This is a genomic window from Flavobacterium sp. 316 (assembly GCF_000967805.1).
Lineage (GTDB): Bacteria > Bacteroidota > Bacteroidia > Flavobacteriales > Flavobacteriaceae > Flavobacterium > Flavobacterium sediminilitoris.
In genome coordinates this window covers 226,410-251,620 of the sequence record NZ_JYGZ01000007.1, presented here as the reverse complement: position 1 = coordinate 251,620, position 25,211 = coordinate 226,410, and the positions used below count along the sequence as shown (strand labels likewise).

Sequence of the window (25,211 nt, the reverse complement as noted above, 5' to 3'; positions counted from 1 at the left end):
CAAGTTTGTGGTTCTCAATCCTCATTTCTTTGAGACAAAGCGCATTGAGAATCTATAAAGACATGATAATTTCTTTATAGTTGTTTGTCCATTGGGTTAAAGTATCTAATGATGGTTCTAATTCTAGTTTCGCAATAATATTAGCACGATGCTTTTCTACAGTTCTTTTTGAAACTTTGAGTGTTTCACAAATTTCAGTTGAGTTTTTACCTTGTGCTATTAGTCGGATGATGGTTCTTTCAGATGGTGTTAGTAATCCCACTTTTCGAAGTTCATTGTCTACAGTATGCTGTATATCGTCTTGAAAGGATTTACTAAAGTAGAATTCGTCTAATAGCACTGCTTTTATACAAGATTCTATTTCGTCTAAGTTATCTTCTTTTAATAAATACCCATGTGTTCCTACTTTTTTTGCTTGCACTATAAATCCTTTTTCTTTGTGATAAGTCATTACTACAAATTTGGTTTTTAAACCTAAGTTTTGGCAATTTTTAATTACTTCAAAACCATTGAAAAAAGGCATTTCAATATCTAGTAGTGCAATATCTGGATTATGCGATGCTATTATTTCTACTGCTGCCGCACCATTAACGGCTGTGGCAACAATGTTATAGCCTGCATTTTCGAGTTCTTCTGTTAGTCCTTTTAGCATTATTGGATGATCGTCTGCGATAATTATTGAAATATTCTTCTTATTCATTTTGTTGTAGTCTTAAATAGGAAAAGTTAATTGTGTTATTGTGCCTTTTTTTAGTATAGAATTAATTTTTAGTTTAGCATTAATTATTTTGCTTCTTTCTACTAAAGATTTCATACCCAAACTTTTAGAAAATTTTATTTGTTGCTGATAATCAAAACCTTTTCCATTGTCTTCTACAGTAACTTCAATTGTTGATTTTATTTTACGAATATCTATAGTTACTGAAGTTGCTTCTGCATGTTTAATAATATTATTTAAAAGTTCTTGTTGTATTCTATATAAATGTAAGGCTTTTTGATTGCTTAAATAAGTGTCTATATTTTCTATTTCGGTTGTGAAAAAAAGTTCTGTATTAGCATCTATAGTATTAATTAAATCATTTATTCCAGCAGTAAAACCAAATTGTTCCAATACTACTGGGTGCAACCCTTGTGAAATGGTTCTTACATTTTGCAAAGTATCTTTAGCTAAAGTTTCCATACTAGTGTCATTGCTATTTTTTGATTTACGTGTTAGCATCATTAACTGTTGTCCTACGCTATCGTGCAATTCCAAGGCTACTCTTGTCCGTTCTTCTTCTTGTGCATTAATAATATCTTGGGTAAACTTTTCTTGATTTTTTTGTTCCTTTTTGGCAAAATTACGAGAACGTGTTACAGTTACAAAACCAAACAGAACAAGCAAACCAGAGCCTCCAAAGAACATCCATTGATTCTGAATCTTATTTTTAGAGTCTAACAAGGCTATATTTGCTTCCTGATTTTCAATGGTTAAATCTCTTTTTTCTGTTTCATATAAAGTTTGATAATAAGCCAATACTCTTGTTTTTTGAATATTTCCAATGGAGTCTTTAATATGTGAATAATTTTTAAAATGATAAAGCGCTTTTTCATTATTGCCTATTTGTTCATACACTTCAAACAAGAATTTTTCGGCCAATTGTATTTCCTCAAATTGTTTGCCTTTTTGTTTTAATTTTAAATAGGCATCACCATAAACAATAGCTTCTTTATACTCTTTTTTAGAAAATAAAAGACTTTTTTTAGCCTCTAAATAAAAAGCCTCATTATAGTTGGTTGTGTATTTTTCAGAATTAGCTTCTAACGCTTTTACTATCTTTTCTGCTAATGCAATGCTATCATTTTCTGCATAAGCAACTGCTAAAGCCGATTTAAAGATAGGTTCAAAGAAAGTTTTATGCTGTGATGTTTCATTGCTTTTAAGCGCTAATTTTAAATTAGCAATGCGTTCTGTTTGTAAACCCGCTTTATTATCATCGGCAGCCATATTGAAATAAATAACACCTATATTAGAATAGGATTTAAATGTTTTGGCTAATTCAATTTGTTCTTCTCTTTCTTTTTTAGATTCTTTATAAAACCCACTTTTACTATATAAAATAGACATCGATCCTTTAGCATCAATCCATTTTAAAGTATCTTTTTCTTTTTGAAAAAAACTAATAGCTTCTGTAAGTGCTAAGGATGCTTTTCCAAATTCTCCTTTATCAACATAAACAACCCCTTTTCTAAATGTAATGAGACCTTGCGTAGTAGATTTATATTGCGTAGCATAGGAAGAGGCTTTGTCATAAGCATTAATAGAAGCGTCAAAATCTCCTGCATAATAATACATATTGGCTATATTAATATAATAATGATCTAGTAACTTTGGAGACGATACTTTCTTAAGCAAAGGACTCATAGTAGCTATAATTTGCTTTCCTTCTTTAAAATCTCTAGAAACATGAGCGATGTAATCAATAAGATTAGACGCTTGCTTTGTGGCTACATTTACCGAGTCTAGTTTTATGGCATACGTTATAGTAGCTCGTAATATGGAATCACACTCCAAATTAGTATCATCATAGATATAAGTGGCTAGGCTATCTAATAGTTTAAGACGTTTTGCTCCTTGCACTTTTTGAATAGCGGTTTCTAATTGTTTCTTCTTTTGTAAGGCATTTTCTTCTTGAGCAAAAATACTTATTGAAACTAGCAATAATGGTAATAAAAGCTTTACTTTCATTTGTTTAATTTTTATTTTTATTAGAGACTAATATGTATATTCGCGTTTTAACGTGTAACTAACACTCTGTCAGTTCAAGTTTCTTTATGAAAAGCAAAACAATACTTCTCAATGCACTTTGTACTCAAAGAGATGAGTAAAAATGAATTATACCCAACAGGTAATCTTGATTTGTTTTACTTGCAATTTCATACTATACACTTCTTTGTAAAATTATAAACTTTTAAAAAAGATATTAGCAAATTTGCACTATTTATACTAAAAAATTCAAAAAAACAGTTTTTATTCTAAAAAACATAAACTAATTATGCTTTATATTCAATTATAGAACAACACTAGTGGAGTTATTTTAAATAATCTCTACCACTATTAATCCATCAAAAAGATATACCTTTTCAAATATTAAACAAAAGAACATTAGTTTGATACTATAAATATTCTCTTTAAACGAAAAACTTGTTTGTAGTATTTAATCTTGTTTGCTTTTTAAATGGTTTTGAAAAAAATACGTAGTTTTGCGACACTTTTTAATTTTAGAAACATGGACACCGCAGCAGAAACCGAATTTAATCCAAACAACGATACTCTTTTAACTACTATAAAAGCTTTTCAAAACAATCAAAATCAAGATACTTTTATGGCTGTTTTACAGGAATTACAAGGAAACAATGCTTTTCTTATTATTCCAACTCTTGAGCCTGTTGTAGGCAAAGATCGCAACGAAGCCGGATGGTCTACTCTTGAAAAAGGAACTCAATTGTCTTTTACTTCTGTTTTTGAAGTAGACGGACAAAAGGTAATGGGCGTTTTTACTTCGCAACAAAATTTAATGCTTTGGGCTAAAGAAACAAAACCTTTTGCTTCTATTCCTGCTAAAGATGTTTTGGATATTGCCATGCAAAATGGTATCGAAAGAATTGTGATTGATAGTAATTTAGATACGATGTTTGTTTTAGGAAGAAGTATAGCATCCTAATTTTAAAAAATAGTAATTCTATTATATTTTGGTTCTTGGTATAAAACAACAGAACAATACTTCTCGATACGCTACGCACTCGAAGTGACGTAGTTTGTGTTGAATAATTGATTATACTGAAAATAATACTCCAAACTATCACCACCACGTCAGTTCGAGTTTTTTTTATGAAATAAAATGGAATAAAAAAAGTATCGAGAACCACAAACTTGTCATGCTGTAAGCATCCCATTAGCAATGGAAGTTCTTGTATAACTTCTCGATACGCTGCGCACTCGAAGGGACGTAGTTTGTGTTTACTGTATATTAAAAAGAAATTTCAGTTTTTGCACCACGTCAGTTCAAGTGTTTTTATGAAAAGCGAATAGCAATTTCATAAAAAAGTATCGAGAACTCGAGAACCACAAACTTGTCATGCTGTAAGCATCCCATTAGTAGCTCCATAATACTATACAGTTAGTTTAGGCATTTTTATAAACGGATTTTCTATCTGATATTTATTTACTAAATTACGTGCTTAACCACGCAACAAATCATATACAAACCGTTATGCGCATTTAAATGACTAAACTTATTTTAGAAATATTAGTAAACTTTGGACTGATTCGGGAGGATTATAAGCATCATAAAAAAATCTCGAAAAAGGAAAAAATTGACGGTAAGAAAAGACCATTCCAAAGGTACTTTCTTCAACCGAGCTCTATTACGGCTATTTCTGTTTTAATAATAGGAACTTTAAGCGCGTTTTTATTCTTTACCTATCAACGAAATTCAATATTTCCAAAAAAGACCGAAACAGAAATCGCTGAAATAACGGAAAGAATGGAAATGTGGAAAGAAAGATTTGGGAAATACCCTAAAGACTTAAACGAATTGATTGGAAACAATCCGATGCGACAAGAATGGAGAACTGACTCTTGGAACAGACCTTACCAATATTCTGTGAGTGAAAGCGGAATTGAATTCTCAATAGTTTCAGCTGGTTTGGACGGAAAATATGAAACGAAAGATGATATTAGATCGGAATAAAAAACGTGCTATAACAATCTATATCCGCAATTACAGAGAATTCGACTACGTCCGAAATCACTCGGAATTGCTAAGCTAATGTCTAACCAAAAATCAATAATTTTAAACCGTAACTGTCACATAACATCTCTCTATGACTAAATTTTTGAAATAATTTATAAAAAGCAACTTCTTTTGAAAGTGATTTAAAACCAGGTTGCTTTTTATCATAGAATGCGGAGCCGAGGAAACTTGTGTACTAAAACTAAACTTATCAATACACTTTGCACACTCAAAGTAACGTGTATCGAGAACCACAAACTTATCATGCTGTAAGCATCCCATTAGCAACTTTATAATACTATAGGCGTTTTTATAAAAGAATATTGAAGTTCTTGTATAACTTCTCCATACGCTGCGCACTCGAAGGGACGAGTATCGAGAACACTGAAACTTAAGACCTCCTACTCCTCTATTTTATTTAATAAATATTGATTAAAAAAAGCTTTGGGATAATGGTATCTTCCCCCTATTTTAGTATGAGGAATGGCATTAGCTTTGCGCAATCGGTATAATTTACTTTCACTAAAATTAAAACGTTGTTTAACATCCGCGCTATCTAGCCAATCTTCTTCTTTATGCGGCATTAAGTCTAAAATCAAAACCTTCATAAGCGCAATCTCTCTTTTTAAGTATTCAATTTCTTTTTTCATAGCATATAAGGTTTTAAGTACAAAAAAACAAACACTAAAACCATTCCATTTTATAAGACAAATCTGTTAAAATAATAATAATTAACATCAATTATTCTATTTTTTTTACTTTTTATGAAACAAAAATTAAAAAATCAGGCCTATTGATCTTAAAATTGAAATTTTATATCATTTTTTTACTCTTTGCATTTAAAACAAGATTCGTTTTATACTTTACCTTCTAAATGCTACACTAAAAAAGGCACAAGATCTAAACCCTGTGCCTTTTCACTTCCTAAAATTTAGTTTCCATACTATAATTTCCATTATACAATAGTAATAGTTCCTAAATACGTACTCGTTGAATTTCGCTTTTCATTAGCAGAAGCAAATAAAGCCCAAACTTCTACTGTAGCACCACTTAAAGTGATGGGTAATAACAAAGTACCCGAAGTAATACTTCTTTCGGCAACCCCTAACGAATAAATCCAGTTTTTTGTAGCTGGATCATACACCCCAACTACTAACTTATCCGTTGTTAAAGCTTCTCCTTGACCTGAATTGTCATTCCATGAAAAATCAATTGTATTAGCAGTAGTAGCGCTAATTGTTCCAGCTTCTACACCTGTTAAATAGCCTTTTGCCAATTGTACTTTGTTGTACGCAAAAGTAAAATCGGGGTCTGCATAGACTGCTACTTCTTTCATGTGGTACGACATAGCTCGATTCACTCGAGATTTCTCTCCCTGATTTGCTCCATAATAACGGCTCAAAATAGGATAAATAGGGCCTAAAAAACCAATTACAGTCGAAAATTTTAAGCGATGCAACGCTTGCTCTGGTGTTGCTGCTTTGTTACTCTTTCTTGGTAAAGAACGTAATACTTCTTTACCTCTCCAGTTAGCTCCTACTACTGGACCGACTTTTCCTGAGAAAGCACCTAAAATGCCTTTGTTGTAAGTTCCCATAGTTTCAAAATTTAAAAAGTTATACAATTATTTTTAGTCATTAGTGAATAGTTATTAGTACTAAACCGTTAGAGAAAATCAAGTTTTAAGTTTAACATCTAGAATACCAAAACTTTTCCACTTTACTTCTCGCTGTCCACTAATCACTATTCACTAAACTTCAACAACTTTGCCAAAATCACTAAAAAAGGGGCTCGTGAATGGTTTTGACGTGTTTTGACCGGTTTTGACGTATTTTGATGTGTTTTGACGTATTTAAAGGGGTTAAATAGGGCCTTTGTTCGGAGATTGTTCGGAAAAGCTTCGGTCAAGYAGCGGTAAACAGGCACTTTTTCGCAACAACTTCCGAACGAAACTGCTACTTGACTGCTACTAAACCTAAAAAAATAGTGATTAGTGATTAGTGGAAGTTAAAAAAAGTAGCACGCTTCATCTTTTCTTCTTCAATTTTCAAACATTTTATCTCAAAATTGTTACCCTGTAAAGAGTTTCATTAGCCGTTTTTCAAGGCTATTATAAATGTTATTTTTGCAAAAAAACAGGTAGAAATACCTATTTCAACTATTGCCTAAATGGTTTATTTTTGGTAGGTTTGGTACTATTAATACATTAGATAAAAACACTAAAAAAGCAAACTATAACGTAATAATCCCTATACCTATTTCAGCTAGGTTCCTTTTATTTTTTTTAAGCCAAATGACAAAATTTAATAACAAATATAAAATAGAGTCTACACGATTGCAACATTGGGATTATGGGCAAAAGGCGGTGTATTTTATAACCATTTGTACCGCAAATAGGGAACATTTTTTTGGTACGATTGAACCAGAGACGCCATGCATGGCGTCTCAACGTATGATCCCATCAGAAATTGGGGAAATCGTGGCACAAGAATGGATAAAAACACCCGATATCAGACCTGATATGAATTTGGAATTAGGGGAATTTATCGTAATGCCCAATCATTTTCATGGGATTATTTTTATTGGTAACAATGCATATAATAACGAAAAAATGGGTATCGACGCCATGCATGGTAGAAACGCATTGCAATGCGTTTCCACAGAACCATACAAAAACCAATTTGGCCCACAATCCAAAAATTTGGCATCCATTATTCGGGGATTTAAATCGGCCGTTACGGTTCAGGCACGACGTATTAATCCTGATTTTGGTTGGCAATCCCGATTTCACGATCACATTATCCGAAATCCAAATGCGTATGAAAACATTTCACAATATATAATCAACAATCCAAAAAAATGGAAGGGTGATGAATTTAATAAATGATTGATACGTCATTCCATAAATAACGGTAGAGACGCCATGCTTGGCGTCTCATATGGCGTTTCAATGAATGGTTGAAATGAATGGTCGAAATACATTTTGCAAACATATCCGATAAATCATGGTAAAACGCATTGCAATGCGTTTTTATGATGATTGAAACAAATCGGAAACGGAATAAGAGACRCATCGCAATGCGTTTTTATGATGATTGAAACAAATCGGAAACGGAATAAGAGACACATCGCAATGCGTTTTTATGATGATTGAAACAAATCGGAAACGGAATAAGAGACGCATTGCAATGCGTCTCTACCAATAATGATATAAAAAACAAATTTGGTTTACCATTCAAAGATGTAATGACCAAAAAACAATAATTTTATTCAAAATGCGTAAAACCGTAAAACAGTTCCTTTTACGGTTTTTATCTTTGTAAAAACAGGTAGAAATACCTATTTCAACTATTGCCTAAATGGTTTATTTTTGGTAGGTTTGGGAAATACAAAATCATTGTGAATGATTAATAAGAAAACATTATCTGAAAGAGACATCTGTTCTAAGTACATAAACCCTAGTCTTGAAAAAGCGGGTTGGGATATGAAACGTCAAGTACGTGAAGAAGTGACTTTTACAGATGGACGTATTATTGTACAAGGAAGTTTGTACGCAAGAGGGAAAAGTAAAAGAGCTGACTATATTTTATATTATAAACCAAATATTCCTTTAGCTATTATTGAGGTTAAGGATAATAAAAAAGCTGTTGGTTCAGGAATGCAACAAGCGTTAGAATATTCAGAAATTTTACAAATACCATTTGTATTTACTTCTAATGGTGATTCTTTTGTATTTCATGATAAAACAAATACATCAAATAATTTAGAAACAATATTGTCTTTAGATGCGTTTCCTTCACCAGAAATGTTGTGGAACAAATATTTAAAGCACAACAAGCTAGATGAACCAAAAGCCAAAGAAATTGTAGCAAAAGACTATTTTGTAGATGATAGTGGAATGAATCCTAGGTATTACCAACAAAATGCTGTTAATAGAACCATAGAAGCTATTGCAAAAGACCAACAACGTATTCTTTTGGTAATGGCAACAGGGACAGGAAAAACCTATACTGCTTTTAATATTATCTGGCGACTATGGAAAACAGGTGTAAAAAAACGAATATTATTTTTAGCCGATAGAAATGCTTTATTAACACAAACTAAAAATGGTGACTTTTCTCCTTTTGGGAACGATATTATGCATATTATTAAAAATAGAAAGATAGATAAATCCTATCAAGTCTATTTTGCATTATACCAAGGATTAACAGGAACTGAAGAAGAGAAAAATGCCTATAAAGAATTTAGCAAAGATTTTTTTGATTTGGTTGTGATTGATGAGTGCCATCGTGGTAGTGCTTCTGAAGCTTCTGCTTGGAGAGAAGTTTTAGATTATTTTTCTTCAGCAACGCAAATAGGCTTAACAGCTACACCAAAAGAAACTAAAGATGTGTCTAACATTTACTACTTTGGTGAACCCGTTTATAGTTATTCGTTGAAGCAAGGTATAGATGATGGCTTTTTAGCTCCTTACAAAGTAATTAGAATTACAACAAATGTAGATGAGGGTTGGAGACCTACAAAAGGCATGCTAGACAAATATGGTCATGAAATAAAAGACCGTATTTATAATTTAAAAGATTATGATAAAACTTTAGTTATTGATGGACGCACAGAACTTGTTGCCAAAAAAATTACCGAATATTTAAAAGCTACAGATCGATTTGCCAAAACCATTGTTTTTTGTACCGATATTGACCATGCCAATAGAATGCGACAAGCCTTAATTAATGAAAATGCCGATTTGGTAGCAAAGCATTGGAACTATTGTGTGAAAATAACAGGTGATGATGAAGTGGGCAAACAAGAGTTAGATAATTTTACTGATGTAGAAGAACAATTCCCTGTCATTGCCACTACTTCTAAAATGTTGACGACTGGAATAGACACTAAAATGGTTAAATTGATTGTTTTGGAATCTAACATTCAATCAGTTACCGAGTTCAAACAAATTATTGGTAGAGGAACTAGAATACGTGAAGCGGAAGGAAAAGTCTATTTCACTATCATGGATTTTAGAAAAGCAACGAACATTTTTGCTCGTCCTGATTTTGATGGAGACCCAGTTCAAATTTATGAGCCTAAACCTGATGAACCAGTGGTGCCACCTGAAACTCCAGAAGTTCCAGATACTAATTCGGGTAATGAAGTTCCAGATGTTTCAAAGCCTACAACCCCAGAAATTACTATTGATGGAGGTGAGGAAGAAATAAAAAAATACTATGTAAATGATATATCTGTTTCAGTTGTTAATGAACGTGTTCAATACTATGGAAAAGACGGTAAATTAATTACAGAATCGTTAAAAGATTATTCTAAGAAAAATTTAGAAAAAGAATTTTCATCTCTGGATGATTTTATCCAAAAATGGAACAATTCTGAAAAGAAAGAAGAGTTAATAAAAGAATTGGCAGAACACGGAGTTTTGCTTGAAGCACTTCGTGAAGAAGTAGGGCAAGATTTAGACGATTTCGATTTGATTTGCCATATTGCTTTTGACCAACCTGCATTAACCAGAAAAGAAAGAGCTAACAATGTTCGCAAACGCAATTACTTTGGAAAGTACAGTGAAACAGCTCAAAAAATATTAAACAGTTTGTTAGATAAATACGAACAAGAAGGTATTACTTCGATAGAGCAAGGATCTATCCTTAAAGTAAAGCCACTAAATGAAATGGGGTCTCCAGTTGAATTAGTAAGAGCTTTTGGGAAAAACAAAGATTTTGAACAAGCCGTAAAAGAATTAGAAAACGAAATATATCAAATAGCTTAAATAATGAAAATCTCTCAAATAATTGATAAAATTGACGAAAAGCAACTTTTTGTTCCAGCCTTTCAAAGGGAATACGTTTGGAAAAGACAAAATGCTAAAGATTTAGTTTCCTCTTTAATTCAAGATTATCCAACTGGAACTATGTTAACTTGGGAGACTAATTATCCTCCAGAATTAAAAGGAGAACATAAATATGATGAACGTCAAGGGGCTGTTAAATTAATTCTAGATGGCCAACAGCGTATTACAACTTTATACATGTTAATGACTGGGAATATTCCTCCATATTACAAAAAGCATGAAATAATTGTTGATATCCGTAATTTATACGTTAACGTTGAAACATTAGCTCTTGAATATTATAAAATTACAATGATGGAAAATGACCCATTGTGGGTTAATATTACTGATATTTTTCAAGCAAAAATTAGATACCGTGATGTTATTCAACAGTTAGAACTTAAACTTGAGGGGGAACGTGTAGAAAGAGAAAAATCAGATCTTATTGATGATAACTTTAGAGCTATTGAAAAGATTAAAGATAGAGATTTTCAAGAACAAATAATTCCACCAAAAGCATCTTTAAAAGAAGCAATAGATATATTTTACATTGTTAATGCAAGTGGAGTTAACCTTACTGATGCAGAATTAGCATTAGCTCAAATATCAGGATACTGGCCTGAGGCAAGAGATTTATTTAAGAAAAAATTAGTTGAACTTGAAAAAAGTGGTTATGTTTTTAAGTTAGATTTTATTGTATATGTTTTACTTGGTGTTTTGCATAACATGGGGTCAAAATTGGATAAACTTCATAGTCAAGATAACAAGGAAAAAATTCAAGCAGCTTGGAAAAAATTAGATGAGGATGTATTAGATTATGTTTTTAATGTATTAAAAAGTCAGGCTTATATAGATCATACAAAAGAAGTAAACTCTGTTTACGCCTTTATTCCAATTATTGTATATGTTTATAATAAAGGAGATAAAAAGTTATCCCTATTAGAGATTAAAAAAATAGTTAAGTGGTTTTATTATTCTCAAATTAGACAAAGATATATTAGTCAATTGCAACAAAAATTAGACAAAGATATTGGTATCGTTGCAAAAGATGAAAACCCTTTTGATAAGTTGTTAAGTATAATTGCTGCAGAACGCCCATTAGAAATAAGCAAAGATGAATTTATTGGTGTAGGAGTAAGTCATGCTCTTTGGGGATTAATGAATTTTTACTTTAAAAGTAAAGGAGCTATTTGTTTTACAACTGGTATAAATATTCGAAAGAATATGGGTAAAAAATATGAGCTTGAGTGGGATCATATATTTCCATATTCACTATTGAAATTAGAAGGATATAATAGAAATAATAGAGTAAAATATAGTTTAGCTCAAGAAATTACTAATAGAGCAATTCTAACACAATTAGCAAATAGAAAAAAGAGTAATCATTTAGCTGAAGGATATCTTGAGGAGACTATGGAGCATTTTCCTGATGCGTTAGACAAACAGTGTATTCCTAAAGATAAAGAACTTTGGAAAATGGAAAATTTCGAACTGTTTTTAGAAAAGAGAAGAATTTTATTAGCAAAAGAATTAAATGAGTTTTTAAACAATATTACGGAGACAAACTATGAATCTCTTGATATGGATATTGTGGAAATGATAATGTCTGGTGAAAATAGTCAAGTTGAGTTTAAAACAACATTACGCTATGATATGCGTGAAAATAAAGTAAACAAAAAACTTGAAGAAGTTGTAATGAAAACTTTAGCAGCATTTTCTAATGGTCAAGGAGGTACACTTGTTATGGGAGTAACTGATGATTTAGAAGTAATCGGCTTAGAAAACGACTTTAAAACACTAAATAGTGGTACTAAAGATGAATTTGAACTCCATCTTCGCAATTTGGTAAACCATGCCTACGGAATTGAATTTGCGACAAATAATCTTACCGTAACTTTTCCAGAAGTAAATGATACTGAAATATGTGTTGTGGATATTAAGCAAGGACTTAGACCATTATACACAGAAGTTACAGACAAAAATGGAGGAAAGAGTAAAAAATTCTACGTTAGAAGTGGTAACTCTTCACAAGAAATAGACATTACAGAAGTAGCACAATATATTAATCAAAGATTTGAAAAAACAACCTAATGAGTAACATTACCACAAACATAAAAGGCATACGCGACATCATGCGTAAAGATGCAGGAGTTGATGGAGCAGCACAAAACATCTCACAAATGGTTTGGATGCTTTTTATGAAAATATTTGCCGATAAAGAAGAAGAATGGGAAATAACAATTGAAAACTATGTGTCACCTATTCCAGAAAATTTAAAATGGAATAACTGGGCAGCTGATGATGAAGGATTAACAGGTGATGCTTTAATGGAGTTTGTGAATAACGAATTATTTCCAGCTCTTAAAGAATTGGATATTACTATTAGTCCACAAGCCCATATTATTCGTTCGGTATTTGAAGATACTTATAATTACATGAAAAACGGAACACTTTTCCGTCAGGTAATAAATATATTAAACGAAATTGATTTTAACAGTACTACAGAACGTCATTTGTTTAATGATATTTATGAAACCATTTTAAAAGAATTACAATCTGCAGGTTCTTCGGGGGAATATTATACACCTAGAGCGGTTACGCAATTTATGGTAGACATGATTAACCCCCAATTGGGTGAAAGTGTTTTAGACCCAGCTTGTGGAACAGGTGGTTTTTTAACCTGTACTATTGACCATTTGCGTGAGCAAGTAAATACTCCAAAAGACAGAGACATTTTACAAACTTCTATACGAGGTATTGAGAAAAAACCTTTACCGCATTTATTGTGTACAACCAATTTAATGCTACACGGGTTTGATTTACCAGCTGTGCGAAGAGACAATTTGTTAAGCAAACCTTATGCCGATTGGGGAGCCAAAGACAAACTAGACATTATACTTACCAATCCTCCTTTTGGTGGTGTGGAAGAAGATGGAACAGAAACCAACTTTCCGCAAAAGTTTAGAACTAAAGAAACAGCCGATTTGTTTATGGCTTTAATAATAAAGTTGTTAAAAAATAACGGACGTTGTGCTGTAGTTTTACCTGATGGTACTTTGTTTGGAGAAGGTATGAAAACCCGATTAAAAGAAGAGCTATTAGAAAAATGTAACTTACATACGATAGTGCGTTTGCCAAATGGTGTTTTTAACCCATACACTGGAATTAAAACCAACGTATTGTTCTTTGAAAAAGGAACGGCTACTAAAGAAGTTTGGTATTTTGAACACCCTTATCCTGAGGGTGTCGTGAGCTACAATAAAACCAAACCGATAAATATTAAAGAGTTTGATTTAGAAAAAGCATGGTGGCACAATAGAGCAGAAAATAAAAACGCTTGGAAAGTATCTATAGAAGAAATTAAAAAAAGAAACTATAATTTAGATATAAAAAACCCACACCAAGAGGAAGATACTTTAGCTAGCCCAGAAGTGTTGCTTGAAAAATTTAAAGCTACTGAAAAGAAGATTTCGACTATACAAGACGAAATAATAAAAGTATTAACTGAAGCCTTACAATAAGATGCAACTACTAGAACATTTTGCAAGCTTAACGCTTCACCCAAAAAACGCACAAGAACTCAAAGGATTAATTTTGCAATTAGCAATACAAGGAAACTTAACGGCTAATTGGAGAAAGGATAATCCTGATATTGAGCCTTCTTCGGAATTATTGAAACGAATAAAAAAAGAAAAGGCACAACTCATAAAAGAGAAAAAAGTAAGAAAAGGTAAAGCAAATTCTAAAGTGTCTAATGACGATAAATATTTAGAAGTTCCTGAGAATTGGGAATGGAGTAGAATAATTGAAATTGGTAACTTATTTAATGGCAATAGTGTTAACAAAGCAATCAAGGAAACTAAATATGAAGGACTTGAAAAAGGTTTTCCATATCTGGGTACTAAAGACATCAATTATGGTTTTGAAAAATTGAATTATGAAAATGGGGTTAAAATTCCATATAATGAGCCTAAATTTAAAATAGCTCATAAAGACACACCATTAATTTGCTCTGAAGGTGGAAGTGCGGGAAAAAAATGTGGAATTACTACTAATGACATATGTTTTGGTAATAAACTTTATGCACTGGAGTTATATGGAAAAATAGAACCCGTTTTAATACTTTCATTATATCAAACTCCTATTTTCTTTGACGAATTTCAAAATAGAATGACTGGTATTATTGGTGGTATATCAATAAATAGTTTTGGTGATATTCCAGTACCAATACCTCCATTACAAGAACAAAAAGAAATTGTTAGAGTAGTTGAAATACTATTTAAAGAAGTAGAACAATTAGAACAACTTACGGTTGAGCGTATTAGTTTAAAAGAAAAATATGTTTCTTCGGCTTTACAACAATTAACTACACAAAACTCTCAAAAAGAATGGCAATCGTTACAACACCATTTTAAGGATTTCTTTACTGAGAAAAGCACTATAAAAAAATTACGAGAAACTGTTTTACAATTAGCCGTTCAAGGAAAATTGACTGCTGATTGGAGAACTAAAAATACTGATTTTGAGCATGCGAGCGAACTCTTAAAACGTATTCAAAAAGAGAAAGCCCAACTCATTAAGGACAAAAAAATAAAAAAAGAAAGTCCGTTACCTGCTATAACCGCAGCCGAGATTCCTTATGAATTGCCTGAAGGTTGGGTTTGGTGTAGATTTGGATATTTAATTACTTTTTTAAACGGTTATGCTTTTAAAAGCTCTACATATGTACCTACTTCAGATTATCAGATTATCAGACTTGGAAACGTAAAAGATGATAATTTTTTAATAAACACAAAAGAAGCCTATGTTCCAAGTAGTGTTGGAGAAGTAAATTTAGATTATCAAATATTTAAAGATGACATACTTACCACATTAACAGGTACTAAAAACAGAAGAGATTATTGTTTCACATGTTTAGTTAAACCAGAACATTTAGAACAGAAAGTATTGTTGTTAAATCAAAGAGTTGGTTGTATTAGGGCAATAGATAAAAGTGCTTCAGAGTTAATAAATAAATTCCTTAAATCAGACATAATTTTAAATCAATTATTTGAAACAGAAACAGGAACAGCAAATCAAGGAAATATAGGTTCAACAGCTTTTAAAAACCTAGTATTTCCTCTTCCACCATTAGCAGAACAAAAAGCTATCATTGAAAAAGTAAATGCTTTAATGGGTTTATGTGATGCATTGGAGCAAGAAGTAGAAAAAAGTAAAGGGTATAGTGAGCAATTGATGCAGAGTGTTTTGAGAGAGGTTTTTAACACAAATTCAACAAACTAATATGAGACTAAAACACATACATATTAGCGAATATAAAAACTTAAAAGAGTTTACTTTAAATTTTGAGGGAGATAGTTTTTTAGAAGTTTTTGTAGGTAAAAATGGCACCGGTAAATCTAATTTTTTCGAAGCTATACTAGAAATTTTTAAACATTTATCTGAAGAAGATTATGCAATTGCTTTTAATTACGTTATTTCATACGAAATAGAAAATGAAATTATTTTTTTAGAATGGAAAGATGTTAGGTGGTTAAACCAAGAGAAGCAGGAAATTAAACCTGATAAATCAAAACTTCCTGAAAATATTTTAGTCTACTATTCTGGGCACAATAAAACGATTGGTAACTTACTAAAAACTTCAAACCAAAATCATGAAAATCTATTAGATAATAATAGAAAAAATGAAAACTTATTAAGTGAAGTTACAAGAAAGTTTACAGGAATAGATGTTCAATATAAATCTTTATTACTTAGTGTTTTATTATTACAAGAAGATACTAATAAAGCTAAAATTTTTATTAAAGACAAATTAGGTATTTCATCTGTAGGAAATGAAGTTAGATTTGATTTTAAAAGGCCTGATTACGCTAAGGATAAAGGTAAATTTGAGTTTGATGAGTTTGATGAGACTAAAAGATTCTGGTCACCAGAAGGTTATTTTAAAACACTACTTACTCAAATTTGGGAAGTAGATAAGTATGACTTTAAAGGAACAAGAGATGAAGGTAGAGTAAATGAAGATAAATATATTCTTTACAAGTCTTTTAGTAAATTTCAAGAGGCATTTCAAACTTATACACCTTTAGAATTATTTATTGCCTTAGATAATTTAAAAACCATTGGTTATTTAAACGATATTAAAATTAATATTAAACTGACTTCAGGTAAAGATATAAATATTAATCAATTTAGTGATGGTCAATTCCAGTCAATTTATATATATGCGTTAACAGAGTTATTTAAAGATAAAAATTGCATAACACTTCTTGATGAACCTGACTCGTTTTTACATCCTGAATGGCAACATAAGTTTTTAAATCAAATTTATGATATTAGTCATGAATCAGCTAAAACTAATCATGTTTTAATGAGTAGTCATAGTGCTGTAACCTTAGTAGGAGATCATGAGAAAAGAGTAAACCTTTTCAGGATTCATGATAACGATTTAAAATGTCATAAAGTAGGAAAAAACTTTGCAGTTAATCAGTTATCCAATCAACTTTTCAAAGTTAACTATGAAAAACAGATTCTAAGTATTATGCATACGCATAGTCAAGACAGACCAATCTTGTTCACAGAAGGTTTTTCAGACCCTATAGTTCTGTATGAAGCATGGAATAAGCTTTATGACACTGAAATTCCTTTTGATATAAGTTTTGGTTTTGGATGCGAATATTTAAGAAAAATATTGACAAGTGATAAATTTCAAACTGAAATGAATGGTAAACCAATTTTTGGATTATTTGATTTTGATGAAGCATATAATCATTGGCAGTCTATAAAAATTGATGGTGAACTATTAGAAGAAGATCCATTCAAAGGAAAATGTAAAAAAGTTGAAAACAAAAACAGTTATGCTTTTTTAATTCCTGTTCCAGAAATTGAAGAAATAATTAATCAAGTCATAGATAATAGGGAGCAAAAAACAACTTTTAAGCATAAATCAAAAGTAGAAATGGAACACCTTTTTTATTCTGAAAAAACTAGTGATAAGTTTATTATAAAAAAAGGTTCAGGTGGGGCAAAAATAATTGAAATAAGTGATTCCGCTAAAATGGAATTTGCACAAAAAATAATTCCTTTATTAGAAAATGAACATTTTGAAATATTTAGACCAATGTTTGAATTTATAAAAACTACAATTGCTAAAAATTAATTTTTTAATTTATGGAAACAGATTTACTAGAAAAAACAGTCAATGAGCTGATGGAAAAATTTGGAGCAGGAAATCATAAGCCTGGCTCTGGTAGTGCTGCTGCTTTTCAAGGGATGGTTTCTGCTAAATTAATTTCTACGGTTATTAGCTTAACTCTTGATGTGAAAAGAAGAGACCTATATTATGACCATATAAATGTTTTATTAGATTTTCATAAAGACATTGAAGACCGTATTTATCCACAACTTGCAGAATTGTTCAAAAGTGATTCCATACAGTTTGATAAAACAATTAAATCAAGGAAAGCAAGAGATAAAGAAAAAGATGAAATAATTCAAAATCAGTTAAGAAGACAAGCACTTGCAGATTTAAAAGTTTCTATAGAAATACCTTTTCAAATTGCTACTCTTTGTAAAGAATTGGCAATAATGTCAGCTTATGTTTTTGATAATGGATTTAAATCTGCTCGAGGTGACTCACAAGTAGGTTTAAGCGGAGCTGTTTCTGCTTTTGCTGGTTGTTTAGCAATTATAAGACTAAATGTACTTTCTTTTAATAGTGATGAATATGAGTATACTAAATCGGTAGTTAGTCAAGTAGATAATTTATACAATGATTATAAAGAATTAATACTTTTGGCCGATTCTAAAATTGAAATACTCAGAGAAGAATTTGAGATAAAAATTCCTTTATTTGAAGGAATTAATACTTTAATACAAAAAGCTAGAGCAAGTAAGGGAGCTGAAGTTGAAAATTGTGTTAGAGAATTACAAACCTTAATTTGGAATAATAAGCATTTGTTATGGAAGAAAAATATTCCTACTAATCCATTAGAAATTTTAAGACCAGATTATATTTTAAAAAGTGCTTTGGGATATGACTTTATCTCTTCTTCAACTTATGGAGTACTTATTAACGAAGATAAGTCTATTAAGGTTGCGGGTATCATCGACCAACCTAATAAAATAGTTGCCGTTTCTAATGGATTTCCTAAGGAGGTTCAGAACTTTACAGCAGCACATGAGCTTGGACACGCAATATTACATGAACAATCTATATTACATAGAGACATCCCAGTAGATACCAGTGGAAAACGAAATAGTAGAGATAGAGTTGAAATTCAGGCTGACGCTTTTGCAACCTATTTTTTAATGCCAACAAAACTGGTTAAAAAAGAATTTGAAAAAAGATATTCTACTAAAGCGTTTAAAATAAATGAAGAAATAGCATTTAAATTTGGTGGACGAAGTATTACCGATTTAAAAAAAGAATGCAAAAATATTAGAAGCTTATCCAGAAAGTTAGCTTCTACAGAATTATATGATTCAAATAACTTTATTTCACTAGCAAAACAATTTAATGTTTCTATTGAAGCTATGGCTATTCGGTTGGAAGAACTTAATTTAGTACAATATTAATATGATACAATCTAAAAGATATAGTCTTACCAACAAAACCATTGAATTATACGTAAAAAAATCACCACCTATAGGTCGTGGTTTTATTTTGTTCTTGGCTTTTGTTTCTGTGGCTTTACCTATTTTGGGTATGGTTTTTAGGTTTATGGATGGTGGTAGTTTTCATTTTGGGTTTATCATTGGGCTGGGTGCTTTTTCTTTGATAGGTTTTTATTTTGTGCGGTTGTTTCTTTGGAATACGTATGGGAAAGAGGTAATAACTATTGGGGAAACTACCGTAAGTTATTATGTGGATTATCATTATTTTAAAGGCAATCAGCAAGAGATTACTTATGAGGAATTAGTGTTTGACATAGAACCAATAGGTTTTGAAGAAGAAAAGTTAGGTAGGTTGATCATTGCTGCTAATGACAAGGATTTTATTCATAGTAGTGTGAATATGGATTTGAGGGAGTTGGAAGAGATTGTTGAGGAGTTGACAGTTTTAAGTTCACAGTTTACAGTGGCTTAGTTTGTAGTTAGGATTTCTAAATTAATTAATATTTTTTCAACACAAAGTTGTCACCTGTAAAGGTCTCACTCGTTAAGTTGTTACAGTTGCTTGGTTTACTTAGTGTTTATATTTATTTAAAAAAAGGTTTTTTACTATTTTTATGAAAGATTATTTAGTGAAGTTTAAATACATATTTCCGGTTTATGTATTGATTAATTTAGGAACTGTTATTGGTTTATTTATTCTACGTTACTTGCTTACCATAAAATTTCAAATCTTAGCTATTGATGAAAAAATATGGGAATTATGGATTCCTATGATACTCCCAGGTATATTGCTTCTTATTTTTATGCAGCCTCGATTGAAAGTATTGACCTTTAAAAACAATGATGACAAAAGCTTCTTTTTTGTTTTTGTGGGTTGGGTTTTTATAATGGCAACTACCATGAATTCTCAACAATATCTTATTAATTCTACAGGTTCATTAGTTGTTATAGATGATTATCAAGATATAAAAAGTGATACCATTCGATACATTAGTTTCCAAAAACCATTTGTCTTAGATGACAATCAATTGGGTTTTTCGGCCGATTTAAGGGTAAGTGGAAAGCATAATAATGAATTTAATTATGATTTCTTCTTTGTTATGCCTTTTATTCAGTCTAATGTTAGTAAAGAAGATGAGGTTTCTACTGTTTGGTATTGTAAATCGTTTCATAAACAAATTAGTAATCGAGAAAGTGAAGATTTTAAAAGAGATGTCTTCAATAAGTTCTACATGGAATGTGTAAATTCTTTGAATGCTACAAATTTTAATACAATTGAATATTTTGAACGCTTAGGAACATCTGGTACTTATAAAAATGGGTTAAAAGCTGTTAATAGTATTTTTCCAGGCACAATCAATAAAGATAAAAAAGATTTGCCTATTCTTTTAAGCCCAGTTTCAAGTAAGTTTGATGAAAGAGCTGGTAACTTATTACCTTGGTTTTTTGTTTTAATAGGTAGTGGTTTATTGGCAATGGCTCTTCTACTTATGTGGCCAACTTATAATAAAAAGAAGCATGATACTATTTTAAAAGGTAATAGAAAAAATAACAATAACCTATATGGTTTTATTCAAATATTAATTCCTAAAAGAAATCATTTCATTGTCTCTATTTTGTTGGATAGTATGATTGTGTTATATTTTCTTCAATTAATCCAATTGAATTCAGGTTTTATGTCTCATTCTGAATTGTTATTACAATGGGGTGCTGTGCGAAAGGATGAAGTGTTTGATGGTGCTTATTGGAGGCTTTTTACGTGTATGTTTTCTCATGGTGGCTTTTTACATTTATTATACAATGGCATTGCTTTGGTGTTCGTTGGAATACACGTAGAACCTTTATTGGGAAGAGTTAAGTTTTCCATTTATTTTATACTTTCAGGTATAGCTGCTAGTTTAGCAAGTATAATATGGTATGATAATGTGATTAGCGTTGGTGCATCAGGAGCTATCTTTGGCCTATTTGGTTTGGCTATTTTTGTAGACTATTTCAAAACAAAGTCTTTTGGTTCAAATAAATATTTAATAACTTTATTTGCAATATTCGCAGGCATTAATTTTATTTACGGGCTTATGGTTCCTAATACTGATAATGCAGGGCATTTTGGAGGTTTTATTGCAGGAATTGTATTAGCTTACTTAAATTCGATTATTGATAGTGAGGATGAGTTTGCTACTAAAAGGAGATAAATTTTAGTTTACAGTTTAAAGTTATAAGTTTACAGTTGGTTATTTTGTGGTAGTTTGCGTAGATCCTTACAGGATGACAAGATTGGGAAAGTGGTTTGTGGTTATATTATACCGAACCTACGGCTCTTTTAGATTGTGAATTGTTGATGGATAATGCTGGATTATTAATGATTGTATTGTGGTTAAATTGGTACGCAGATTTTCAAACGTGCTAGTTCCATAGGAACAATTCATATTGTAGCAATGGATTTTAATCCGTTGTTTTTTCAATGAATTAATTATTAATGATTGTCGTGTGGTTATATAGGCACGTAGATTTCGCAGATTGACACCGATTTTCTAAACGCAAACGTCACCTTGTTTAGGGTCGCTTTTGTTTAGTTTTATTAGTCTGTGGAGCTACTAATGGGATGCTTACAGCATGACAAGATGGTGGATGATTATTAATGATTGTCGTGTGGTAAAATAAGCACGCAAATTTTGCAGATTGACACCGATTTTCTAAACGCAAACGTCACCTTGTTTAGGGTCGCTTTTGTTTAGTTTTATTAGTCTGTGGAGCTACTAATGGGGTGCTTACAGCATGACAAGATGGTGGATGAAGAAAGTGATTAGTGATTAGTAGGTTATAGGTTTTGGGGTTTCTTAGTTTATGGATGAGTAATTTGTTGTAATTTGTACGCCTTTAAAGAGAAAATTGAAATTGTTAAGCATTAGTATAATATAAATAAAATTAAAAAATGGCATCAGGAATATTTGCTTTATTAGATGATATTGCAGCACTCATGGACGATGTAGTGGTGATGAGTAAAGTGGCAACTAAAAAAACAGCAGGAATCTTAGGGGATGATTTGGCAGTAAATGCTGAAAAGGCATCAGGATTTGTATCGTCTAGAGAGATTCCAGTCTTGTGGGCAATAACGAAAGGTTCTTTTCTTAATAAACTCATTATTTTACCGCTTGCTTTTTTATTAAGTTATTATGTGCCATGGGTAATTACGGCAGTGCTTATCTTGGGAGCTGTTTATCTAGCGTATGAAGCGGCAGAAAAAATATATGAATATATTGTTCCGCATCCAAAAGCGGTTAGTGTAACAGAAGGAATGGACTTATCTACAGAGGAATTGGTAATACAAGAAAAAGCCAAAGTAAAAGCGGCTATAGTTACCGATTTTATATTATCGGTAGAGATTGTCATTATAGCTTTAGGTACAGTGCTGGAAAAAACAATCACGACACAAATACTTGTAGTTACTTTAATTGCTCTTTTAGCCACTGTAGGTGTGTATGGTATTGTGGCATTGATAGTTCGTATGGATGATCTTGGTTTTGTTCTGACCAAAAGAAAAAGTAATATTTCTCAATTTATTGGCAATTTGTTGATTAAAACGCTACCGTTGATTATCAAAGGGCTTGCTTTTATAGGTACTATTGCCTTAATTTTAGTAGCGGGTGGTATTTTTGTGCATAACATAGAGGCAGTACATCATGTATTAGAAGGTTTGCCAGCTATTGTTGGGGAATTTATTGCTGGACTTGTGGGTGGTATTTTAGTGTTTTTAGTTGTGAAAGGGTTTAAGTTGGTTTGGAAGGCTGTTAAAAAGTAGTTGTCAGTTTGTAGCATTACTAATGGGATGCTTACAGCATGACAAGTTTGGGGGAATTAATTATTGATGATTGTCGTGTAGTTAAATAGGCACGTAGATTTTCTAAACGCAAACTTGTTATCTTGTAAAGGTCTCATTAGTTTGATTTTATTAGTTTGTGGAGCTACTAATGGGATGCTTACAGCATGACAAGATAGTGGATGATTATTAATGGTTAATTATTAATGCATGTCTTGTGGTTAAATAAGTACGTAGATTTTACAAATTAACACCCATTTTCTAAACGCAAACTTGTCTCCCTGTAAAGGGGCTCATTAGTTTGAATTAGTCTGTGGAGCTACTAATGGGATGCTTGCAGCAAGACAAGATAGTGGATGATTATCTTGTGGTTAAATAGGCACGTAGATTTTACAAATTAACTCCCATTTTCTAAACGTAAACTTGTCACCTTGTAAAGGTCTCATTAGCTTGATTTTATTAGTCTGTGGAGCTACTAATGGGATGCTTGCAGCATGACAAGATAGTGGATGATTATCTTGTGGTTAAATAGGCACGTAGATTTTGCAGATTGACACCCATTTTCTAAACGCAAACTTGTTATCTTGTAAAGGTCTCATTAGTTTGATTTTATTAGTTTGTGGAGCTTCTAATCGGATGCTTACAGCATGACAAGATTGTGGGTGAGATTTTTATTATCCATTAAAAACTACCAATCTTAACTGAAAACTGAAAACTAAGACTGACAACTAAACTACCCCTTCTCTACTTTACACAACACTTCTGTTTCTAAGTACTTCGCTACTGCTTCTTCTATGTTGGTACCAATGATTTCTAAGTGATTTAGTTTGTCTTTTAAGGTTTGTTGGGCGTTTTGCATGATGAGACCTTTGTGGGCTTGTAATAGCATTCGTTCATCGTTGAAACCGTCACCAAAGCAAAGGGTTTGTTCAAAACTGCTGTTTTCCAGTTCTAGGATTTTAGCAATGGCATAACTTTTATCTACTCGCTTATCCATGATTTCCAAACAAATTGGTAAACTAAAACTGGTTTCAAAAGCCGAATTGGGTAAGGCTTTGATTTGGTTGTCCAATTGCAGGAGTTTGTCGTGGTCCTCGTCTACAAATAGGATTTTTATCGCACTGAGGTCAGTTAGTGTTGGGTAATCGACAATTTCATACGGATAATGCATTTCCTTTTGAAAACTGTTGAGTTTTTGGTTTTCTTTGTTGGTATACCAGAATTCCTCTTTGAACAACACCGTTGTAATCGAAGGATCAATATCAAGTGCTAATAATTCTTGGACTGCTCCACTAGAAATATCAAAAGTATACAGCAATTCTTGATTGGGTCCGTGAATGCGCGCTCCGTTGGATGTCACTAAATATAAGGGTATTCCCAAAGCATTGGTCAACTGCATGGCATCGAGATGATGACGCCCTGTTGCGACAATAATGATATAGCCTTGTTGGTGTAATTCCTGAAAAATCGTTTGGGTATAGGAAGCAATAATATGATCGGCATTCAGTAAAGTACCGTCTAAATCGGTTACGATTACTTTTAGATTGGGGTTTTTATTCATGGTGTTGGGTATTCGGGAGCAAAGATAGTTTTTTTTAGTAACTAGTGATTAGTGGTTTGTGGTTATGCGTTAGTAATTAGTTGTTAGTGATAATCGTGACTTGTGACTGAAAACTGTACAATTTCGTAACAAATGAGGAATTTTTGCGTCTAATAGGGCATCATCAATCAAAAAAAAATAGTAATCATGCGTTATGTTTTAGCTTTCTTTTTTCCTTGGCTCAGTTTGATGCTGCAAGGAAAACTTCTTTCGGGTATTGTCTGCTTGATTTTGCAAATCACCATTATTGGTTGGATTCCTGCCTTTTTATGGGCGGTTACGGCTTTGAATCGCATGTATGCGGATCGTAGAACGAATAAGATTATTCGAGAGATGCATAGAGCCTAGTTATCATTTTTAGGGAGTAAGGAATAGTAGTTAGGTGTTCTTTTGCTACACCTGAAGATTATGTAAAAACGGAATCAAAAGTTTTAGAAGCTGTGAATTATCTTTTTACTACCCCTATTGTTAAAAATGATTTGAATGGGATTTCTATCCAATTTATTTTAAAATGGATAGAAGAATAGACATGCAGATTTTGTAGATTTACGCAGATTTTCTAAGCGCAAA

18 protein-coding genes are annotated in these 25,211 nt (G+C 31.7%); 13 read left to right on the top strand and 5 right to left on the bottom strand.

The window, feature by feature from the left end; translation table 11 throughout:
• Window positions 1-52 precede the first annotated feature (52 nt).
• Window positions 53-700, bottom strand: coding sequence for a response regulator transcription factor (locus tag SY27_RS16285; RefSeq protein WP_045972308.1), 648 nt, complete (start codon window positions 698-700; stop codon window positions 53-55).
• Between the two features lie 12 nt (window positions 701-712).
• Window positions 713-2,728 (bottom strand): sensor histidine kinase, encoded by a 2,016-nt coding sequence (locus tag SY27_RS16280; protein ID WP_045972306.1) that lies wholly within the window; start codon window positions 2,726-2,728, stop codon window positions 713-715.
• A gap of 541 nt (window positions 2,729-3,269) precedes the next feature.
• On the opposite strand from SY27_RS16280, the gene SY27_RS16275 reads away from it, so the two are divergent.
• Window positions 3,270-3,704, top strand: coding sequence for an SseB family protein (locus SY27_RS16275; RefSeq protein WP_161794169.1), 435 nt, complete (start codon window positions 3,270-3,272; stop codon window positions 3,702-3,704).
• Window positions 3,705-4,265: 561 nt separating this feature from the next.
• The gene (locus SY27_RS16270; protein WP_045972302.1) at window positions 4,266-4,733 is read left to right on the top strand and encodes a type II secretion system protein GspG; all 468 of its coding nucleotides are present in this window, start codon (window positions 4,266-4,268) and stop codon (window positions 4,731-4,733) included.
• A gap of 443 nt (window positions 4,734-5,176) precedes the next feature.
• Here the strand turns inward: SY27_RS16270 and SY27_RS16265 are convergent, their stop codons facing one another.
• Together SY27_RS16265 and SY27_RS16260 are read right to left on the bottom strand one after the other, a co-directional pair.
• The gene (locus SY27_RS16265) at window positions 5,177-5,425 is read right to left on the bottom strand and encodes a helix-turn-helix domain-containing protein (RefSeq protein WP_045972300.1); all 249 of its coding nucleotides are present in this window, start codon (window positions 5,423-5,425) and stop codon (window positions 5,177-5,179) included.
• A gap of 305 nt (window positions 5,426-5,730) precedes the next feature.
• The gene (locus SY27_RS16260; RefSeq protein WP_045972298.1) at window positions 5,731-6,372 is read right to left on the bottom strand and encodes a DUF6266 family protein; all 642 of its coding nucleotides are present in this window, start codon (window positions 6,370-6,372) and stop codon (window positions 5,731-5,733) included.
• A 564-nt stretch (window positions 6,373-6,936) separates the two neighbouring features.
• On the opposite strand from SY27_RS16260, the gene SY27_RS16255 reads away from it, so the two are divergent.
• The 10 genes from SY27_RS16255 to SY27_RS16210 all read left to right on the top strand — a co-directional run bounded on the left by SY27_RS16255 (window position 6,937) and on the right by SY27_RS16210 (window position 23,023).
• Entirely contained in the window at window positions 6,937-7,662 is a 726-nt protein-coding gene (locus SY27_RS16255) for a transposase (protein ID WP_200894162.1), read from the top strand.
• A gap of 519 nt (window positions 7,663-8,181) precedes the next feature.
• Window positions 8,182-10,548, top strand: coding sequence for an EcoAI/FtnUII family type I restriction enzme subunit R (gene hsdR, locus SY27_RS16250; protein ID WP_045972475.1), 2,367 nt, complete (start codon window positions 8,182-8,184; stop codon window positions 10,546-10,548).
• A 3-nt stretch (window positions 10,549-10,551) separates the two neighbouring features.
• Window positions 10,552-12,699: a DUF262 domain-containing protein gene (locus SY27_RS16245; RefSeq protein ID WP_045972296.1), complete on the top strand. Its 2,148-nt coding sequence runs from the start codon at window positions 10,552-10,554 to the stop codon at window positions 12,697-12,699.
• Window positions 12,699-14,129, top strand: coding sequence for an N-6 DNA methylase (locus SY27_RS16240; protein ID WP_045972294.1), 1,431 nt, complete (start codon window positions 12,699-12,701; stop codon window positions 14,127-14,129). The genes SY27_RS16245 and SY27_RS16240 overlap by 1 nt, the downstream gene beginning before the upstream one ends.
• A gap of 1 nt (window position 14,130) precedes the next feature.
• Window positions 14,131-15,891, top strand: coding sequence for a restriction endonuclease subunit S (locus tag SY27_RS16235; protein ID WP_045972292.1), 1,761 nt, complete (start codon window positions 14,131-14,133; stop codon window positions 15,889-15,891).
• Window position 15,892: 1 nt separating this feature from the next.
• Window positions 15,893-17,767 (top strand): AAA family ATPase, encoded by a 1,875-nt coding sequence (locus tag SY27_RS16230; RefSeq protein WP_045972289.1) that lies wholly within the window; start codon window positions 15,893-15,895, stop codon window positions 17,765-17,767.
• Window positions 17,768-17,778: 11 nt separating this feature from the next.
• Entirely contained in the window at window positions 17,779-19,185 is a 1,407-nt protein-coding gene (locus SY27_RS16225) for a cyclodeaminase/cyclohydrolase family protein (RefSeq protein ID WP_045972287.1), read from the top strand.
• A 1-nt stretch (window position 19,186) separates the two neighbouring features.
• A complete protein-coding gene (locus SY27_RS16220) occupies window positions 19,187-19,696 on the top strand; it encodes a hypothetical protein (protein WP_045972285.1) in 510 nt (169 codons plus the stop codon).
• A 142-nt stretch (window positions 19,697-19,838) separates the two neighbouring features.
• Entirely contained in the window at window positions 19,839-21,416 is a 1,578-nt protein-coding gene (locus SY27_RS16215) for a rhomboid family intramembrane serine protease (protein WP_045972284.1), read from the top strand.
• 740 nt (window positions 21,417-22,156) lie between these two features.
• Window positions 22,157-23,023, top strand: a complete 867-nt coding sequence (locus tag SY27_RS16210) for a DUF808 domain-containing protein (RefSeq protein WP_045972282.1) — start codon at window positions 22,157-22,159, stop codon at window positions 23,021-23,023.
• A 751-nt stretch (window positions 23,024-23,774) separates the two neighbouring features.
• Here the strand turns inward: SY27_RS16210 and SY27_RS16205 are convergent.
• Window positions 23,775-24,602 (bottom strand): Cof-type HAD-IIB family hydrolase, encoded by an 828-nt coding sequence (locus SY27_RS16205; protein ID WP_045972279.1) that lies wholly within the window; start codon window positions 24,600-24,602, stop codon window positions 23,775-23,777.
• Window positions 24,603-24,788: 186 nt separating this feature from the next.
• Between SY27_RS16205 and SY27_RS18580 the strand changes: the two genes are divergently transcribed.
• Window positions 24,789-24,989 carry a YqaE/Pmp3 family membrane protein gene (locus SY27_RS18580; protein ID WP_045972277.1) on the top strand — a complete coding sequence of 67 codons (201 nt, stop codon included), beginning with the start codon at window positions 24,789-24,791 and terminating at the stop codon, window positions 24,987-24,989.
• Window positions 24,990-25,211 lie beyond the last annotated feature (222 nt).

Excerpts from the sequence above, each read along its gene's own strand:
- SY27_RS16265 (WP_045972300.1), bottom strand. The coding sequence starts at position 5,425 with ATGAAAAAAGAAATTGAATACTTAAAAAGAGAGATTGCGCTTATGAAG.
- SY27_RS16215 (WP_045972284.1), top strand. The coding sequence starts at position 19,839 with ATGAAAGATTATTTAGTGAAGTTTAAATACATATTTCCGGTTTATGTA.
- SY27_RS16225 (WP_045972287.1), top strand. The coding sequence starts at position 17,779 with ATGGAAACAGATTTACTAGAAAAAACAGTCAATGAGCTGATGGAAAAA.
- SY27_RS16220 (WP_045972285.1), top strand. The coding sequence starts at position 19,187 with ATGATACAATCTAAAAGATATAGTCTTACCAACAAAACCATTGAATTA.
- SY27_RS16275 (WP_161794169.1), top strand. The coding sequence starts at position 3,270 with ATGGACACCGCAGCAGAAACCGAATTTAATCCAAACAACGATACTCTT.
- SY27_RS16210 (WP_045972282.1), top strand. The coding sequence starts at position 22,157 with ATGGCATCAGGAATATTTGCTTTATTAGATGATATTGCAGCACTCATG.
- SY27_RS16245 (WP_045972296.1), top strand. The coding sequence starts at position 10,552 with ATGAAAATCTCTCAAATAATTGATAAAATTGACGAAAAGCAACTTTTT.
- SY27_RS16240 (WP_045972294.1), top strand. The coding sequence starts at position 12,699 with ATGAGTAACATTACCACAAACATAAAAGGCATACGCGACATCATGCGT.
- SY27_RS16280 (WP_045972306.1), bottom strand. The coding sequence starts at position 2,728 with ATGAAAGTAAAGCTTTTATTACCATTATTGCTAGTTTCAATAAGTATT.
- SY27_RS18580 (WP_045972277.1), top strand. The coding sequence starts at position 24,789 with ATGCGTTATGTTTTAGCTTTCTTTTTTCCTTGGCTCAGTTTGATGCTG.
- SY27_RS16205 (WP_045972279.1), bottom strand. The coding sequence starts at position 24,602 with ATGAATAAAAACCCCAATCTAAAAGTAATCGTAACCGATTTAGACGGT.
- SY27_RS16230 (WP_045972289.1), top strand. The coding sequence starts at position 15,893 with ATGAGACTAAAACACATACATATTAGCGAATATAAAAACTTAAAAGAG.
- SY27_RS16260 (WP_045972298.1), bottom strand. The coding sequence starts at position 6,372 with ATGGGAACTTACAACAAAGGCATTTTAGGTGCTTTCTCAGGAAAAGTC.
- SY27_RS16285 (WP_045972308.1), bottom strand. The coding sequence starts at position 700 with ATGAATAAGAAGAATATTTCAATAATTATCGCAGACGATCATCCAATA.
- SY27_RS16235 (WP_045972292.1), top strand. The coding sequence starts at position 14,131 with ATGCAACTACTAGAACATTTTGCAAGCTTAACGCTTCACCCAAAAAAC.
- SY27_RS16270 (WP_045972302.1), top strand. The coding sequence starts at position 4,266 with ATGACTAAACTTATTTTAGAAATATTAGTAAACTTTGGACTGATTCGG.